The 18,779-nt window shown below is 43.6% G+C and carries 12 protein-coding genes; 3 read left to right on the top strand and 9 right to left on the bottom strand.

The window, feature by feature from the left end; all coding sequences use genetic code 11:
* Positions 1 to 78: 78 nt before the first annotated feature.
* The 9 genes from AACT52_RS11225 to AACT52_RS11185 form a co-directional block, all read right to left on the bottom strand.
* Positions 79 to 1,038, bottom strand: a complete 960-nt coding sequence (locus tag AACT52_RS11225) for a glycosyltransferase family 2 protein (protein WP_073630869.1) — start codon at positions 1,036 to 1,038, stop codon at positions 79 to 81.
* Positions 1,039 to 1,168: 130 nt separating this feature from the next.
* Entirely contained in the window at positions 1,169 to 2,152 is a 984-nt protein-coding gene (locus AACT52_RS11220) for a glycosyltransferase family 2 protein (RefSeq protein WP_073630867.1), read from the bottom strand.
* Positions 2,153 to 2,167: 15 nt separating this feature from the next.
* Complete coding sequence (locus AACT52_RS11215) at positions 2,168 to 3,397, bottom strand: glycosyltransferase (protein ID WP_233153917.1); 1,230 nt, start codon at positions 3,395 to 3,397, stop codon at positions 2,168 to 2,170.
* Between the two features lie 51 nt (positions 3,398 to 3,448).
* Positions 3,449 to 4,510, bottom strand: coding sequence for an acyltransferase family protein (locus AACT52_RS11210; RefSeq protein ID WP_073630865.1), 1,062 nt, complete (start codon positions 4,508 to 4,510; stop codon positions 3,449 to 3,451).
* A gap of 29 nt (positions 4,511 to 4,539) precedes the next feature.
* Positions 4,540 to 6,006 carry an O-antigen ligase family protein gene (locus AACT52_RS11205; protein ID WP_073630863.1) on the bottom strand — a complete coding sequence of 489 codons (1,467 nt, stop codon included), beginning with the start codon at positions 6,004 to 6,006 and terminating at the stop codon, positions 4,540 to 4,542.
* Between the two features lie 2 nt (positions 6,007 to 6,008).
* Positions 6,009 to 8,195: a GumC family protein gene (locus AACT52_RS11200; RefSeq protein WP_073630861.1), complete on the bottom strand. Its 2,187-nt coding sequence runs from the start codon at positions 8,193 to 8,195 to the stop codon at positions 6,009 to 6,011.
* 77 nt (positions 8,196 to 8,272) lie between these two features.
* Positions 8,273 to 9,463 (bottom strand): glycosyltransferase family 4 protein, encoded by a 1,191-nt coding sequence (locus AACT52_RS11195; RefSeq protein WP_073630859.1) that lies wholly within the window; start codon positions 9,461 to 9,463, stop codon positions 8,273 to 8,275.
* A gap of 213 nt (positions 9,464 to 9,676) precedes the next feature.
* On the bottom strand, positions 9,677 to 10,897 hold the full coding sequence (locus AACT52_RS11190; RefSeq protein WP_073630857.1) for a glycosyltransferase: 1,221 nt from the start codon (positions 10,895 to 10,897) through the stop codon (positions 9,677 to 9,679).
* A gap of 587 nt (positions 10,898 to 11,484) precedes the next feature.
* Entirely contained in the window at positions 11,485 to 14,181 is a 2,697-nt protein-coding gene (locus AACT52_RS11185) for a M1 family metallopeptidase (protein ID WP_073630855.1), read from the bottom strand.
* A 464-nt stretch (positions 14,182 to 14,645) separates the two neighbouring features.
* Here AACT52_RS11185 and AACT52_RS11180 point away from each other — a divergent pair, with 464 nt between their 5' ends.
* The 3 genes from AACT52_RS11180 to AACT52_RS11170 all read left to right on the top strand — a co-directional run bounded on the left by AACT52_RS11180 (position 14,646) and on the right by AACT52_RS11170 (position 18,724).
* A complete protein-coding gene (locus AACT52_RS11180; protein WP_073630853.1) occupies positions 14,646 to 16,316 on the top strand; it encodes a DUF3352 domain-containing protein in 1,671 nt (556 codons plus the stop codon).
* Between the two features lie 488 nt (positions 16,317 to 16,804).
* The gene (locus AACT52_RS11175; RefSeq protein WP_073630851.1) at positions 16,805 to 17,725 is read left to right on the top strand and encodes a class I SAM-dependent methyltransferase; all 921 of its coding nucleotides are present in this window, start codon (positions 16,805 to 16,807) and stop codon (positions 17,723 to 17,725) included.
* Positions 17,726 to 17,767: 42 nt separating this feature from the next.
* Positions 17,768 to 18,724: a PrsW family intramembrane metalloprotease gene (locus AACT52_RS11170; protein ID WP_073630849.1), complete on the top strand. Its 957-nt coding sequence runs from the start codon at positions 17,768 to 17,770 to the stop codon at positions 18,722 to 18,724.
* Positions 18,725 to 18,779 lie beyond the last annotated feature (55 nt).

Here is an 18,779-nt window from a genome sequence, read left to right as displayed (position 1 = left end):
TGCACAAAATTCAGAATTCAGGATCTCCCCACAGAAGAATTCTGGATTCTGAATCCTGAGTTCTGAGTTCTTTATGAATCATGTAGCACGAGCGAACAAGCGTCGGCGTAGGTTACGATTAAAAGACCGTATTCTGTCGTATCCATTAGGTCCAAGCAACCAAAGCAGGGCGATCGCTACACTCAAGCGGATAAACCGCGGACTGAAAAGGAGTTGTGGGTAAAGTGCAGCTGCTTGACGACTAAAATGAAAAGCTTGTTTGTAATCTTGTGTATCTATAGACCTCCAAGCGAGAAAGACATACAATCGACCATAGCTTCGGGGTCGCAGATAGAGAATGTCTGTGGGCAAAGAACGATAGGTTTTCTCAATTAACTGGCGAAAACCTCTGAACATGGATTGGCAATCTTTTGATTTGTTGTTTGGGTGCATACGATATCTCACCAAAGGTTCTTTGACCACGCCATAGTGATAGCGAGTGGCAATACGTATCCACATATCCACATCTTCAATGTAGCTCTCTCGGTCAAATAAGCCCAAGGTGTCGAAACAAGAACGACGAATCATGGGTGAACTTCCACAGCAAACAGAACTGTCACATGATTCCACAACTTCCTTGTAGACATCACCTTCTTTATCATGCTTCATGATTAAGCCTGTAAGCTTGCCATTTTCCTGTATAAAAGCAGTCCATGTATCTACTAGACCCACCAAGGGATTATTGTCTAAGCATTGTGCTTGTTTTTCTAACTTAGTTGGTTCCCAAATATCATCAGCATCTAAAAAGGCAATGTATTCGCCTTTAGACTCAACAATACCCGTGTTTCGTGCCGCTGCTGTTCCTTGATTTTCTTGTGAAATCAGTCTGACTCGCGGGTCTGTGATTTGAGAAGCCCATTCAACAATTCCATCTGAACTGCCATCATTAATAATCAATACTTCAAAATCTGTAAGTGTCTGCTTCTGAACACTCTCCAGAGTTTCTGGGAGATATTTTATGGCATTATATGCCGGAATAATAACAGTAACTTTGGGCATACTTCTGAACTCTTTCATATAATAGATTGACTTTTTCTTCAAACCGTAGAGAACGCACAGAAAAGAAAACTCAGATAACTTTATGAGTCAATCAGAATTGCTATAGTTGTTAGCTTTTAACTGTTAGCTTTTAACCATTACCTATTTCCCATTGCCCATTAGCTGTTGATCTACGTCGCCGCAGGGCTTGGATAAGTGTTTTCACTCTGTCATAGGTTTGATCACCGAATCTTTTCAATAGTGTTAAAGCTATGGTTTGGCGGATGAAGTCCCAAGAAAAAATAAGTTGTGGATGATGACCAATAGCTTGATGATTAAAATGAAGTGCTTGATCGTAATCTTTATTGTTGATAGCTCTCCACGCTAAGTAGAGATTAATCCGACCATATCCTTTCTCTCTTAAAGGCAGTAATTCTGCGGGTACAGACTCAAAAGCTTTCTCGATGATTGTCCGAAAAGCTTCCAAAGTTCCTTGACAATTTGTGGACTTGCTACCAGGATGTTGGCGATAGCGAACCAAGGCTTCTTTGACTACAGCAAAGCGATATTGAGAAGCAAGGCGAATCCACATATCTAAATCTTCAAGAAACGGTAATTCTGGGTTAAATAACCCTACCGTTTCAAAACAAGAGCGACGAATCAAGGGTGTACTATCACAAGGGCATATCGGTTTAAACTGGACAAGTTGCTTCCATACGTCGTCTCCCTCTGCTTCGGAAACAACAACTTTCCCTGTGGACTTGCCTTGCTGATTAATTAAAACTGTCCACGTATCTACTAAACCTACTGATGGGTTTTCTTCCAGGTAACGGACTTGCTTTTGGAGTTTGGTTGGCTCCCAAATATCATCAGCATCCAAAAGTGCGATATATTCTCCAACAGCCGCAGTAATTCCTGTGTTTCGTGCCCCAGATGAACCTTGGTTTTGCTGCGAAATCAGCCGAACTCGCGAGTCTTTTATTTGAGAAACCCACTCTACAGTTCCATCAGAACTTCCATCATCAACAATCAGCACTTCAAAATCTGTAAATGTCTGCTTCAGAACGCTCTCCACAGCTTCTGGGAGATAAGCCATAGCATTGTATGCTGGGATAATGACAGAAACTTTCGGCATATGACACTCCTGTGTTCAATGGGTTGGTAACGGCAATTTTTTCTTGGACTGCAAAATCGTTTCTAAAATCACATCGCGATAACGCAATGCTATGGCATCCCAACTAAAGCGGGTAGCATTCTGTCTGGCACGTACACTCCAGTTACCACTAAGCGCGTCTTTAATGGCATTTGCGTAGATATCCAGTTTGGTGACATCACATAGAATACCACCATCACCGACAATATATCGCCGCATTTCATCATCAGTAGCGACAACTGGCAAACCACTAGCCATTGCTTCTAAATACACAAGCCCAAAAGGTTCGTGAATTGAAGGGAGTGTAAAGGCATCCACACTGCGGTAAACTTCAGGCATTCGCTCAAATGGCAAGGTGCGAACGGCAAACCGCTTTTCTCCCAGCAACTGCTTACCTAGTGACTCAAAGTATAGGCGATCGGGTCCATCCCCACATACCAAAAGACTGACGTCGCTGAGGCGAGACACGGCTTGAATAGCTAATTCAACTCGCTTTTGATTTTTGCAATTCAACGAAGCAACACACAACACCACTGGTTTGGGCAAATCAACATCAAGCTTTCCACCTTCAGGAGTAAATTGCTCAAGATTTACACCATTAGGAATCACACTTATTGGTTGCGTTGGTTGGAAAGTCTGCGCCAACTCGGCGGCGGCTTCATCGAAAACTACGAGATGATCTGGACGAAACCGAAGATTACGCTGCAAGCATTTGCCATTTTTTTGTAATGAACCATCATCTCCTTTCCCCATTAAGCTATTGTGTTCGGTAAAAAGTATCGGAGTTCCTGTCAGCGCTCTTACACAGGCTGCCATTGCCAAGCCTGCATAATCATTATGGGGAAAGATTAGGTCAGCTCGATGAGTTAGCAAGCGGAGTAAGCAAGGGAAGAAACCCGTCAGGTGTTCCACCACAATTTCAGGATTTGTGAAACCACGCACCAAAGGAGCAATCAAAGGGTGGCGCACAGCATGAAAGGCATGGGAACGGGGAATACATGGAATGGGGTAGCTGAAGGGTCCACAAGCAGCGCCACTGAGCAATTCTACTTCAAAGTAGGAACTGAGGCGGCGGCTCAGCTCAATTGCCATAATCTCTGCTCCACCACTCCAGTTAACTCCGGCGCTGGGATGGACTAGAACAATTCGGTACGGTCGTTCACCTCTGGTCCTCAATTGGGTGTTATCGGTGGAGCTAATAATTTGTTGGGTCATCTGTTGGGTCATCCTTAAACTACTCCATAGGCAACGCTCAGAAAGTTCGGGAATCTGTTTAAGCTAGGTTGTAACCGCTTTTGGCTTGAAAAATAAGAGCAATGGTTTTTCAATATATAAATATACAATGCACCCACAAAGGATTGCGATGATGCCAATAATAAATCCCAAAATGTTTAACACTAGCAGGTTTTGAAAAATCTCTAGTTCTAATTTATTTAAAACTTTTGTCATATGGTTGATGAAAAAACCATGTGCCAGATAGATGGAGTAGGATGCATTGCCTAAAAATAAAAGAAAATTGGGTACGTTAATAGTTTTTCTCAGTTCCAATGAAGCACCACCCAGAACAAGCAGTGTACAAGCAATCCCGAATGTCAAAACAGATGAGACTGGTAAAAAATTGTAGAAATAATTTATAGCTGATAAAGTATAAAGAAAAAGCCCCAAATAAATAAACGGCATTCCATTGCTGATTTTTCGGTTCAACAACACATAGGCAGTTAAGCAACCTAAAACAAATTCAAAATTGTAATCCGAGAAAATCAATTGAAGTAGTACATTTTCTTCAGGTAATTTGATGAGACCAATAAAATGGAAAAAGACTCCCAACAACCAAGCAGCAATGATTGGGAAAGAAAATTTAGGTTTCAACCAAATCAACAACCCAAACATGAGGTAAAAGAAAACTTCAAACGTGAGTGTCCAACTCACTCCAAGAAAGCTTGATGAAAGAATTTCTCGGTCTTGGGGAAAGAGTAGAAACGCTTTAATAAACTCCCCAATACCACGATCATTGGTCGCAGAGTTATAAGAAAATATGAAAGATGCAAATATCTTGCTTGTTAAGACGACCCAGTAAAGAGGATAAATACGTGTAAATCGTTTAAATAAAAATGTCCCTAATCTATCTTTATGACCAATATCCTTTTGGTGAATATAAAACATGATAAAACCGCTTAAAACAAAGAAAAAGTCAACTCCTGACCCTCCAAAAGTAAAGATTTTAAACAAAAAATTTTGATTTAAATTTTGGTTATATATGAGGTCTGTATGAGCAAGAACTACGAGTACTGCTGCCACTCCTCGGAAAACCTGAATGAGATTTAGTCTTTTAGCTGACATAAACTTCAAAATCGCAATTTCTTTGATTATTAAAAACGCCTTGCAGGGCTAACCAACACAGCAGCACTTCTTTCTGGAGGGTGTTCGTTCCAATTCCACCCTGCTACTGCCATCAAAGTCATCCAATAAAAAAAGAGAGTGGTATGACTCCAGATGTTTTCCGTAATCATTCCTACAGGTATCGCTAGCAAAATAGCTAACAGGATTTCACACAGATCACGTTGGGCGCTTCCACGAGGTGCCGACAGCATAAGCTGAACAAGACGCACACCCTGAACCACGAGAAATACCAAAAAAGTCACAAGACCAACTATCCCCCCTTCTACTAAAGCCCGGACGTAATCATTGTGAGGCAGCAACCCATTACTGACTAAATGGGTACTCAACCCCAAACCATAACCCAAAATGGGCTGCTGACGCCAAGCATTTAGTAATGAATACCATTGGGAAATTCGCCAGTTGAAACTGTTGTTGTCGCTCCCAGAGAGTAGAATAGCTCGCGATACATCGATATCTGGATTGAGTAAAGGTGTGTTGGCAAGCGAGCTCAAGCGTTCTCGTCCAAACTCGGAACTGGCAAACAGTCCTAGGACAAGCACCACAAATAAGACCCCACCGATGAGGTTGACTGGGCTTAATCTGGGAGCAACCAAAACCACAACGAAGGTAGCAACCATCATCAAGCCAAATAATGCTTTAGTACTTACATAAAAAAAGGCTAATAAGCCTAACAACAACAACCAAAGCAAGCTTTGTCTTGATTGCTTGAGTTTCCACCAGGTTAAACCAATAAACAGTAACAGCAAGGTGACGAACCCATTAGGATGACCAATCGTCCCTCTGATTCGAGAACCTTCAGATGCCAGTGAACCGACATCATAGCTATGAGCTGAGAGAATGGGAGGTAAGAGCGAAGGTATGAATACCTGCATCAACGCTACTACGACTGGTGATATAAGAGCTAAGAACAGCACAGAGATAACCTTCTGAGGAGGGATTCGGTCTTTAAGCTGCATCACCAACAGGTAGACCATCAGCCATGAAAAAAGACGAATCCATTCGCGGATGCTATCTGACAAATACCCAGCACCCAATCCCAAGCCTCCTAAAGGGAGGAGTACCACCCATAAGCCCTGTAGGAGCACCCAGCCAGCAAAGAACCACCAGAAGCGGTCAGTGCGTACGGTTTGCCTTCTCAATAACATAACTGTTACGTAAAGTAAAGTTAAAACATCTAGCCCAAGAGCAAACATCGCTGGTACCTGCTGACCAGAGAAAGGGTCTAGAGAGGTACGCAAGACTAAAAGTCCGAGAACGGCTTGTTCAAACTTGCTAAAGAAGTAAAAAAGAAATGGTATTGCACCCAAAGCTAAGCCCAAGTAAAGAGGTTTGGTACTTCCTATCAGGAACCCTGTTGCTAGACCAACCCCCACACCTGCTAACCCAATCAACAGTCCCAGACGAGAAGAATGACTTGAGCGTTGTTTGGTCAACATTGTTACCTCTGCCTTGAACGGTTGGCAGAATTTTTACCACTACCTCCTACACCAATCAAACGCTTTTGAGATTTGGGTAGTCGAGGCTGATAACCGTGAATAGGATAGCGGAAATACTTCTCCGTCTGATTTGTCATTCCATTCACCACAACTCCCAGGATAGGTATGCGATTGCGTGTTAACTCTGATACACTTCTTGAGAGAATTTCCTTCTCCGTGAAGCCAGGACGCGTAACCAGCATAACTCCATCGCTTTGCTGAGCTAAAGTAGACGCATCAGCACAAGCACTCAAAGGAGGTGTATCTATTATTACTAGATCATAGTTTTCAGCAGCTTCTGCCACCAAAGACTTCATCGCGATTGACTCTAGCAATTGCGAGGGGCGTCCGTACAGTTCGCCACAAGTCAACACATCCAGGTTTTCAATATCTGTTGGCTGCACGGCGTCCAGTAAGGATACATTTCCTTCCAAGACATTGGTAATTCCAGGCTTGGGAGTTAGGTTGAATAACGTGTGTTGTACGGGTCTGCGCAAATCTGCATCAATAATCAATGTCCGCCAAGACAGCATTGCTGCAACAGCGGCAAGGTGTGATGCAACTACAGATTTACCCTCCCCAGAAATAGGGCTGCTGACAACGATCAGCCGCACTTGTTCAGGGCTGCGAAACTCCAAGGTTTTAAACAGTGTGCGGTAAGGCTCAACCAAGCCAATATTATCTAGGAATCGATTGGCTGGCTCAAGAACAAGTGTCTTAGCAGGTAGACGTGGCAAAACTCCCAGCAAGGGTAGCTGCAGCAGTTCCTCAGCTTCGGAAGCATCGCGCAGTGTATTATCCATCATCTCCAGCAGCAACACAACGCCGACGGCTAGCATACTTCCAAAGACGGAAGCAAGCGCTAATATGACTTTCGGTTTCGGCTCAGATGGTGATGATGGTGCTACAGCATTTTCGATGACGCGAATGTTACTGACTTTTTGTGCTTCTGTCAGACGCGCTTCTTCAAGTTTGCTTTGGAGGAACTTCAAAGATGCAGCAGCTTCTTCCCGTTTACGAGTCAGTACAGTTAGCGTTTGCTGTGTAATGGGCAGTTGTGAAAGGCGAGCTTGGAGGTTGGCTTTTTTAACCTGCAAAAGTTTCAGCCTATTATTAACTGCAGACTCTTCGATGCTATTGAGGATAAATTTGGAGTTCAGTTCTTGAGAGAGTTGATCACCTGCGAAATTGTTCGCGGAGCTGGTTTGATCCTTAGGGGAGACGCGAGCCACTTGTTCTGAATACATGGCACGCAAGGCGTCGCGTTCTCCAACCAAGTTCGTCACATTTGGATGCTCGTCTGTAAAGCGCAAACGAGCTTCGATTAACTGATTCTCTACGTCTGATAACTTGGCTCGCAACTTTTTGATTTCGTCGTCTTGTCCGCTGCGAACCGATGAATAGGCTTTGTTCAGGTTTCCGGCGTCGGTAATTTGCCGCAAGGATGCATCACGGGCTTTGATCTCTTGAAGTTGAGCAGACAGAGTACGCTCTTGGTCTTCTACAGTGGCTATACTCTGCACTAAGCTTTTTGTTTGCTCTTCAAGCGAGACAATACCACTGAGTTTTCTGTATTTGTTTTCTGTGGCTTCAGCTAGTCGCAGTTGTTTATCAGCTTCGGGTACCTGTTTTTCCTCCAAAAATTTCTTGACTTTCGTCGCCTCAGAACTGATGGCTTTCGTGTTGTCCTCAACCATCGCCTGAGAAATGGCATTGAGCAGCTTGGCAGCAAGTTGAGGGTCTTTAGATTGATAGCTCAACTCAAGAATATTCGTTGCTGGGACAATTTTGACTTTGAGATTATGACTGAGTTCCGCAGTTGATACGGGGCTTCTTTGTAAATTCCCTTTGATCTCAGGAAAAGCAATAGCAACGGCTTGTTCGAGAACACGTTGCGACTTGATAAGTTCTGCTTGGTCAGCTAACGGACTAATTCCTGGTCCGCTGGAAGAGACTTGGGTCAGATCACGACCTAATTCCGAAACGCTCACCCTTTTGTCGTCCTGCATCAGTCGCGCAGATGCTTCATATTTACTTGGGGTGACTGCAAGGTAGGCGATCGCCCCACCAATGACAGCAACAAATGCAGCGATCGCGGGAAGACTTCGCCGCCTCAGCACTGCTATGACACTTGATATTCCTTTTTCCATCACATATACCCTCTTTGTTTAGTGAGTCATAAGTCATTCAATTTGAACAAATGACTTATGACAAAGAACACTGCAACCTATTTTTTGCCTACAACCTCAGCAAGCCCAGTTTGGCGTTGTTCGGAGATATGTACTGGCTGTGGCGAGTTGAGAAGTTTTGTATAGAGTTTCAGGGTTTCAGAGGTGATGTGATCCCAGCTATAGTTCAGCTGTATATGCCTTTGTGCATTCACAGCCATAACTCTTAGTTCTTGGGGGTGATGAATTGCCCAGTCGAGCGTACTAATACAAGAGTTCAGGTTTCCAGCTTCAAACAGCTTGCCCCGAGCTCCACTAATCAATTGCTTGTGAGGAGGAATATCACTTGCCACGACTGGGATACCTTCCTGCATCGCCTCTAACATTGCTAGAGGGAGTCCCTCTACATCAGAAGGAAGGACAAACAACCCTGCTCCCCGGACAATTTCCCAAAGGCGTTGTCCGCGAAGTTCGCCTGCAAAGATAATATTTGGATTATTTGCCACCTTTTCTAATAGTTCTGAGGTGAATGATTTCGTATCGCTCACACCGCCAGCCAGAACGAGTTTCCATCCAGGTGGGTTCAATGCACTAAAGGCGTCAACCAGCAAGTCGGGGCGCTTTTCTGGTACCAATCTGCCCAGAAACAACATATAGCGTCCTTGCTCAAGACCTAGTTGAGTCCCGTAACCAAAATTCGGGTCTGACTCACCATAGCTTGCTGGAGCATTGGGGATGTAGACAGTCTTTCTGCCGTAAGTTTGCCAAAAGTAGGTTTGGAGCGCATCTGATACGACCATTAACTCGTGGGCGAAACGGACTGCTGCCTTCTCCCCTAATTGAATCACGCGAGTTGAAAAACTGCCCCACTTGGCACGTTGCCAATCTAACCCCTGACACGTCACGACAATTTTTGCAGTGTTGACAAGTCTTGGTAAACAAGTAAATAAAGATGGACCAAGAGCGTGGAAATGAATGATATCGTATTTTGTAGCAGAGGCTGCAATTGCTCCTATTGCCGAGGTAGCAAAAGCATCGACTCCTTTCAAAGGCAAACCTGGTAATGAGATAACTTGCACACCTTGATAGTCATAACGGTCCTGCCAGGAACAGTCAGTGTAAGAGGAGCGGGCATATAAATCAACAGAATGTCCTTGTTCGACTATGCGAGGATAAACTTCTGCACAGTAATGTTCGATGCCACCTTGTTTGGGCGGTAGACCTTTTGCACCAATTACAGCAATTTTCATACGAGTTTCGTTGTGCTGGTTTTGCTCTGGTTAAACTTATATAATTTGTAACTAAATTGTTTTTAGTTACAGAGATTGAAACAAGAACACAGCAGGTGGGAACACAAAAAAGCTCCGTGCCTTTGTTTCAATTTTCATTTTTTTTTAAAAAAGCATGATTGCCTCTCCCCCAAGAACTATGTTTTTTGTATCTACTTTGAGCGTCAGCAACGCTCATACCCGAACAGCGACTGTGCTAGCTCGCTGTTCCCAGCGATTCCACATTTCGCTGTAGACTTGTTGAACGACTGTGCTAGCTGCATAAGGTTTTGCAGCCCGTACGCAAGACTGAGTGGGATAATCTGCTGGATGCAGCAGCACTTTGCGTAAAGCATCTGCTATGCACGCGGGCGATCGTTCGGAACAAACAACCCCACTGTCTTTCGTCAGTAATTTTGGGGTTTCACCACATTCAGTTGTAACTACAGGAGTTCCGCTCCCCAGCGCCTCAAGAACTACCAAAGGTAGACCTTCGTATGCAGAGCTTAGAACAAAAGCATTGCAGACACGATGGATCTGTGCAAGCTTCTCTTGGGTAAGGGCTCCAAGCATTGTTACCCTATGAGAAATCCCCAATTTAGCAGTTTCTGCACAAATTTCTGCCCCTAACTCGCCATCACCCGCTATCAGTAAGTGAACATTAGGCTCGTTTAAAGCAGCAAATGCACGTACCAACAGAATCGGGTCTTTTTGAGGATGTAGCCGACCAGCAAATAAAACAAAACGTGTTTCCTCATCCACACCTAGCCGAGATGCCAGTTCCTTTCTTTTTACTATTCGTTCATCTTCTGTTAACGGATAAAAAATTTCGTTGTCGAAAGAATTTTTAATGTATGCAACACGGTCTTGCAAGCTAGGATAACGTTGCTTATATAACTGTGCTGCATCCGTATTACAAGAAAGAATTTGGCTAAACTGGCCAACTAACAAACCTTCGAGAGCAAAATATGCAGCGGGAAATCTTCGCCAAAGAATGGCTTTTTTGTTACCCGTAGCTTGGATTTGCGTCCGTATATCATTGTGAATAAATAAAGTTTTTTCTCCCTGCCAATTGATGGCGGCTATTGTTGGCTCTATTCTGTGAAAGTGCATAAAGTCAGAGGCAAAGTCACGCCCTAAAAGAGCAGCAGTATATTTGAGTGTTGTTGGTATTAAGTTTCTAACATTGTCATTTTGCAATGTAAATAAAGGTAGAAAACTAATTTCTCTGCCTGCAAATTCTGCTTCTTGCCATTTACCAACAGGCTTTTTTGGATCGACTCCTGTTCCTACGAGTCTTACCTGAAACTCGCTTGGCGCGTACTTAATAAAGGTGTTGATGAGTGTTTGTATACCTCCGATTGTGGCGTTCCAAGGATTGAACTGGTAAAAAATCGTGAGAACAGGTTTACGCATGGCAACTACCCTGCACAATTTGCGTGCAAAAGCTTAAATGTATTTCAATTTTCAAAAACACTCAAAAAAACTTTAAAAATGCCCTCCTACAGATTAAAGATTTTTATGAGTGTACGCATTCCTCCGATAGAAATATTCCGAAGAATGAACTGGTAAAAAAATCGTCAGCATGGGTTTACACATTTTTGACACATTTTTCGGGCTCTGACAATTTCGTACAAACACGGAGAAGCATTTCTACTTATTAAAAAGGCACACAGCTTTTATGTAATTTTTACACAGAAGCTTAATTACACTTATCAAATCGTAGTATTTCTGTAGCCAATTTTCACTCAATCAATGTAATCTTTACAAAAAATTTATAGTTTTAGGTATAAATTTTATCTAGCCAGTAATATTTTTATGATATAAAGGTTTTTTTATACTTGTTACGTGTAAAGAAACTTTACAATCTTTTAAGAAATAAAAATGTAAAAGAGGACGTAAACATCACTGTCTACGCCCAAATAGGGAAAGACGCGTAAAGGCACAGCAATGTTCCCTAACGCGTGCAATCTGCTTTCAAAGAAGGGTTATTGTGTTTATCCCTACTTGGATTTAGCTTCCAAGTTTTCTAAGCGGCTTCTGAGTTCTTGGTTTTGTTGTCTGAGTTGGTCAAGTTCAGAACGTAACTGACGAATAGCACTTTCGGAGCCAATATTGTTTTGCACCTTGGAAATCTCTTCCTCAGCATAGCGGCGTACGCGTCCATCAGGTGTTTGCTCAGCCAAAGCTTGCAAAATCCCAATTGCTTTGGGGGTTTGCATTTGTCCGAGGGCTGTGACTACCGCCAATTGAGTTAAAAAGAACGTATCCTTAGAAATTTCTGTTAATCGCTCTAAAATCCGTTCCACATTAACACTACTTTGACCAACAGAAATCTTCCCTAAAGCGCGAATCGCTCCTAAACGCAAGGGTTGTGGTACACCCTGCTTTGTATATTCTGTCAGGAGATTTAAAGCAGCTTCTGAAGTTTTGAGTTCGGCTAAACCTGCGATCGCACCAATCCGCACCACCTCATTCCAACCCGCCTTTTCTTCCAAGACAGATTTCAGCAGCTTAATAACCTTTTCTTCCTTTGGTTTTTCTTCTGTTGTCGCAGCAGCGATCGCCCCAGCACCGCGAGACGCTGCGGCTTCCACATAGTAGCTGGAATCTCCCACCTCCAGCAGTTCTTTCAACGCCTTATAGCTTTCATGAGTTTTGATTTTTGCGAGTGCTTCCACCACAGCACGCCGCACATAAGAATTCCGATCTTTCAATCCAGCAACTAACTCATCAAAGACTTGATCCAGCTTGATTTCTGCCAGTTGTTTCGCCACTTCAACGCGTACACCCCAGAAGGGATCATTTTTGAGTGCAGCAGACAGGGCTTTTAGAGTTTCCAAACTCCCTTTTTTCGCCAAAGCTTCCGCTGCTAAAATGCGGGAGATGGGGTTGGGATCAAATTCCAACTGGGTTTTCAACTCTGGTACTGGGTACTCTAAAGACACCGTTTTTAGGAAATGATCCCCCACATCAAAGCTAATAAATTGGGGTTTTTCCTCAAGAGGGAAGTAAAAGCTTTGTTCGCGTTCATTCACCCGCACTGTGAAAGTCTTGAGTACTGAGTTGTGAGTGTTGAGTGTCGAATTCTTGCTGAGTTCTGGGTTCTGGGTTGTAGAACTCTCGGATGGCGCGTCTGTAAATTTGTCAGTTGTCAGTTGTGAGTTGTCAGTTGTCAGTTGTGAGTTTTGGATGTACCCAAAACCAATAGGAATTTTTAAATCAAATAAATCACTACTATTTCCTACATTTGCTTGGGTTTGAGTCACTGTTATCTTAGCCAGATTTGAATCTGCATCCCAAGAGTAAGCGACTTTAAAATCTGGATGACCGCCACGATAAACGTACTGGTCGAAGAGGAACAAGAGATTGCGCCCAGTTGCTTTTTCAATCGCCCGCAGCAAATCTACTGTTTCCACGGTTTTGTGGGCATTATCCTGTACAAATGTCTGAATTGCCTTCCAGAACAATTCTTCTCCCAATTGCGCCCGAATCATGTGATAAACACAAGACCCTTTCTCGTAGATGTGGTGGTCATAAAGTTCAATGGCTTCGCGGTAAACGTGCGTGACCATTGGACGCCGGTAGCGACCGCTATCTTCAGCCTGATAACTACGAGCTTGCAGTAAACGATAGTATGCTGCTTCTTGGCCACCATATTCATGTTCTGTCCACATGACTTCGGAGTAAGAAGCCATTCCTTCCTTAATCCAAGCATGGGACCAGTGCTTAATCACCACCAAATCACCAAACCACTGGTGCGCCAGTTCATGGACGACTAAGCTTTCTGTGTTCCGGTTATCTAATGCGGCTTTTTCATCCAGCAAACATCTATCAGTTAACAGTGTAGCAGAAGTGTTTTCCATTCCCCCAAAAATGAAGTCGTCAACACACACTTGGGCGTATTTGGGGTAAGGGTATCGATAGCCATATTTTTCGCTCAAAAACTCTATCATCCGGGGAGTTTTGCCCATACTACGTTTGGCATCTTCCTCGCGACCTTTTTCAACGTAGTATGTGACAGGTATACCGTTCCACTCATCGCGAATTTCGGCAAACTTGCCTACTGCTAAAGTCATCAAGTAGGTGGGATGAACTTGCTGTTGTGACCAGTGGTAGATTTTGTCATCACCTTGTTCTTCTGTCGCAATCAATTCGCCGTTGGAAATCGCGATTAGGGGTTTAGGAACTCGGATGCGAATTTCAGAAGTAGAAAGTTGTCCTGGGTAGTCAAAGCATGGGAACCAGAAGCGAGAATCTTCGTCTTCTCCCTGTGTCCAGACTTGGGAGGGTTTATTAGGGTAGTGTTTATCTGGTTGGATAAAATAAATACCGCGTTGTGGTTTGTCTACTGAGTAAGCAATAGCAATGACAATTCGCTTGTCCACCTGTGTGGGTGGATCGAGGTGGATAGACAACTGTTGTCCGTCGTAGTCAAACTTTTGCGCTTTTCCATCCACCTGCACCGATTGAATGTCTAAGTTGACAGCATCCAAATTCAAACGGTCAAGACCGTTGCTGATTGGTGTCAGTGTTATGCTACAACTGCCGTGGTATCTGTTGTTATCTATGTCCAGGCTGAGGTCCAGAAAAATATGCTCTACCTGTCCAGGACGGTCAGGATTGTAGTGCGGTTTTGCCCCTGGTAATTCAAAAGATTTATACCGACTATTCTCTGTATCAAAATAATACTGCGACATTGATGTTTACTGAATCTTGGTAACCCTGAAAATTCTTTGTTGATGTTATGAGGAAAAACAGCTTCATCGCCTGAAATTCCAGATCAACCCACGATACACCGTGAAATATTTTGTACACTGTTGTCTTTTGACATTAAGTGTCTTTTGACATTGAGTGTCTTACGTCTTAAGCATTTAACATTTCTTAATCAGAACCTGACAATATATATTAAGTTAGAATAACTTGCAACTGTCGAAAGGAATATATTCTTCACAGAAAAAACAAATTGTTTACGGATTTGCTCTTAACCCCTTTGAAGTCATACTAGGAGCGCTGTCATAGCCAGAACGTAATAGATAGAAGTACTAATTTTATCAGTAAATCCCGATAAATTAGTGGAGATGGGTCGTAGATCCAAAAACTCCACTTCGGACGTTTTTACTCACCTCTAGGACAATTTGTTGAGGAAAAGAGGATATTTACAATGCCGGAGAGTAAATCAAAATTTTTAATTCCTGCTGTTGGTACTGCCATAGTAGTGGCGGGAGGAATAGCAGCTTATATGTATTTTAAGGGTGGACCTTCTGGAGATATGTCCAGCGCTCTGGGTGCTGCTAAAATTGTGCCAGATGAGGCAATCGCCGCAACTTACATTTCTACTGATCCAAAAGTTTGGGCAAAGTTGCAGCAGTTTGGCACTCCGGAAGCACAAAAGATAGTTGGACAAGGTTTGGAGAACCTAAATAAAAGCCTGTCAACTGATAACAGCATTTCTTATGAAAAAGATTTAAAACCTTGGGTAGGTGGTGTGATGATTGCCATGCTACCCGCAAATCCAACGAAACCCGCTGCACAGAATGCTCCGCAAGCGTCACAGGAACCTAATATCCTAATGGTGGTGGGGATTAAGGATAAACTGAGCGCCTTGAATTTTGCTAACAAATTGAAGGCACAAAAAGATGTCAAGGTACAGGAAACTGACTACAAAGGCGAAAAGATTATAGAAACAACTGGTAAAAGTGAACCTAGTTATACTGCGGTTTTGAATAACACCCATATTGTCATTGCTCCGTCCAAGCAAGCTGTAGAACATGCAATTGACACTTATAAAGGAGAACCTTCTTTTGCCAGTAAAGAAGGTGCAAACAGCATGCTGACAAGCGGTGTCAATGTAGATAACACCTTGGCACAAATTTATGTCCCTAATTATGGGAACATGGTACAGCAATTAATCGCCGCAAATCCTCGCTCAACCCCAATACCGCCAGAAACCCTGAAGCAGTTGAAGCAGATGAAATCTATGGTAGCGGCTGTAGGAATTGATAATGCGGGTGTGCGGATGAAAGCGGTTGCTAAGTTAGATCCGCAATTGGTCACATACCAGTATCAAAATAGTTCTGCTAAGGTAGTGTCTCAATTCCCTGGTGATACGATCGCTCTTTTAAGCGGAAACGGGATCAGCAGTTGGTGGTCAGGGCTTGTGGCACAATCAAAAGATGCTCCTGAGTTGAAGCTCACAGTTGAACAAGCGCGATCGCAACTCAAATTAGTTAATATTGACCTGGATAAAGAGATTTTCGGGTGGATGGATGGAGAATTCGGTTTTGCAGCTATTCCATCAAATCAAGGCGTATTGGCACAGGTTGGTTTTGGGGGAGCATTGGTTTTTCATACAAGCGATCGCAAAACCGCTGAATCTACCCTCGACAAACTCGATAACCTCGTCAAAGCACAATCAGTGAATGTCGCCAAAAGAAATATCGGCGGGAAAGAAGTCACTGAATGGCTTATTCCTCAACAAGGAGCTTTATTAGCACACGGTTGGCTGGATAATGATTCTGTATTTGTCACTATAGGTGGTCCCATCGCTGAAACACTCGCAGACCGTAAAGGTCAGTCTTTAGATGGTAGCGATAGCTTCAAAACCGTTACTAACAGTTTGCAAAGACCCAACGGTGGATACTTTTACCTAGATATGGACAAAACCGTACCTCTGTTAAATCGTCTCGCCACCGCACAACAACAGCCGATGACTCCTGAAACAAGTGCGATCATGAATTCTATTCGCGGCTTGGGTATCACTGCTACTAGCCCCGACAAAACAACCACCCAAGTGGATATGTTGCTCGCACTCAAGCCGAAAACTGGGAATTAGGAGCAGATACTCCATCCCTCATGCTAGAATTATAAATCTCAACAAAAACAAACTCAGTTTCTTGGAGAAACTGGGTTTGTTTGTTTGATAACCAACTCACTTTTTTTTCTAGACTTCTTGCAAAAGTCACATAAAAATATAGCAATCCTCCGCAGATTTGTGAAAATTGCCTAACCTTTAAATCCCCTCAGATCCCCGACTTCTTTAACAAGTCGGGGATCTTGCTTTTCACGAATCCTGCGCGGATTGCTATAGCAGGGGACGCTTGGACTGGGGACTGGGAAGATGTTCTTACAGAATTTGGGCGGCATTGAATCCCCGTCCATAATCCTCCCAGTCCCTAATCCCTAATCCCCAATTCCCAGTTTAAAAAATATAAAATTCTTGTAGCCTAAAACAAAGCACGGCTCATGTAGTGGATTATGATTCATATCGGCAGGCTTTTTCCTGCTCCCAAAGGTAGATAAATTGTTTGAGCAACTTTACTGATGAACACGGCTGTAAAAAATACTCCGGGATTAGCTTCGCGCTTCGTAAATGGGGTACTGGCAATCAAGCCTTTAGCTAACCTAGCCAAGCATCAAGCAAGGCAAATGATGATTAAACGCGCCCAAAAAATTGGGGTAAATTGGCTCGAAGAAGTCCAGACGCTACAAGCGCGTGATTGGCAAACTGACTTGGCTAAAGTACAAAACCCCCAGTTCACCTACCCAGACTACTACTTGCGCCCATTCCACGCTTACGAAAAAGGTAACCTCTGCTGGGAAGCCGCCCTAGAAGTGGAAGTTGCTGCACAGACTGTTCACGCTACCATATGGCCTGGTGCTGGCGCACAGGGCGATCGCAAACTACGCCAAAGTTACCACGACATTCTCAAACAGCAAATTTCCAAGGAACCACAAGATATCCTAGATTTGGGATGCAGTGTGGGTTTGAGTACTTTTGCCCTACAAAAAGTTTATCCCCACGCCAAAATTACGGGCTTAGACTTATCTCCCTACTTCTTAGCTGTTGCCCAATACCGCACTCAGCAGCGCGATGCTCATATCAACTGGATTCATGCCGCTGCTGAATCCACTGGGCTAAGCGATGCCTCGTTTGATTTAATCTCCATTTTCCTGGTGTGTCACGAACTTCCCCAAGCGCCGACTCGGCAGATTTTTGCCGAAGCGCGGCGTTTACTGCGTCCGGGTGGGCATTTGGCAATAATGGACATGAATCCTAAATCTGAAGCGTATAAAAAAATGCCGCCTTACATTTTGACGCTGCTCAAAAGTACTGAACCGTATTTAGATGAATATTTCACTTTCGATATTGAACAAGCAATCATAGAGGCGGGGTTTAACGCTCCCACCATCACTGCTAACAGCCGCCGCCACCGCACGGTTATAGCTCATGTAGAGATGTAGCATCTACTTTCATTACATCATAAAAGCATACTACGTGTCTACATGGAATTGTTGTGGGCAATTATACCACCGCTGCTGCTTCTGGTTTACTACCATAACCGCCTTGCATCTGTTCCATTGTTGATGCGGCTGCTGTTTTTCTTTATCTTGGGAGCAGTCTCTGGTTTTGTTGCTCTTAACTTAGAATTGGTTTTTGAAACAGTAGCCAATCATGTTGTTGACTGGCAGAGAATGCAGCGTGTCTTTGCAGGTGTGATGCTGCGGCAACTTATAGAAGTCGGTCCAATTGAAGAAGGCTGCAAGCTGCTAGCAGTCTTGCTCCCGACTTACTATCTCCAACGCCGATACCGCTTTCGCCCCACTTCTGTTTTTCTCTTTACCATAGCTGTTGCTCTTGGATTCACTGCCGAGGAAAATTGGGTTTACCTTTTTCATGGCACAGGATCAATTGTTGAGCGAATTATCAGCACGCCAGTTCACGCCATGTTTTCTGCCCCTTGGGGATATGCCCTAGGAATATCTATCGGCTCAAATATCTATTTACATCGATGTCAGCAGCATATTCCTAGGGCTTGGCTAAATGCTGTGATTTGTCATGCTTTAGTGAATGTTTTATCAATAAGTGGTCGCTATCCAATACCACTACGTTTGCTCAGTTACGGTTTGTTTCCGTTTCTGGTATGGATGTTTTGGCGACTAGAACAGTTAGTGCGAAAGTTGCAAGGCAAAGGCGCGATCGCTCTCATCTCTAGTCCTACACCCAAGGAACGTCTCCGACAACAAGCGTTGGTGCTGTTAACCCTGATGTTAGCTGGAAATGCTCTTTTTGGACTGTTTCTTTTAGCCAAAAGCCTGAGCTTCCTCAGTCCGTCTCAGCTTTTATACCCTGATGTCATATCATTTACACTTAGCCGCTTATTGCTATATCTCAGCCTTGGACTTTTGGCATGGGTGATCTATCGCTCTTTGCGACGTTGGGCACAGCGTCGATATTTTTAAGTGACATACTCCTACCCTGAATCAAAGATTACAGGGTAGGCTTCCAACAGCCCGA

It is taken from the genome of Scytonema sp. HK-05, from assembly GCF_963872035.1.
Taxonomy (GTDB): domain Bacteria; phylum Cyanobacteriota; class Cyanobacteriia; order Cyanobacteriales; family Nostocaceae; genus Kalymmatonema.
The sequence above is the reverse complement of the archived record's forward strand: the minus strand, read 5'-3'. Positions and strand labels throughout refer to the sequence as shown.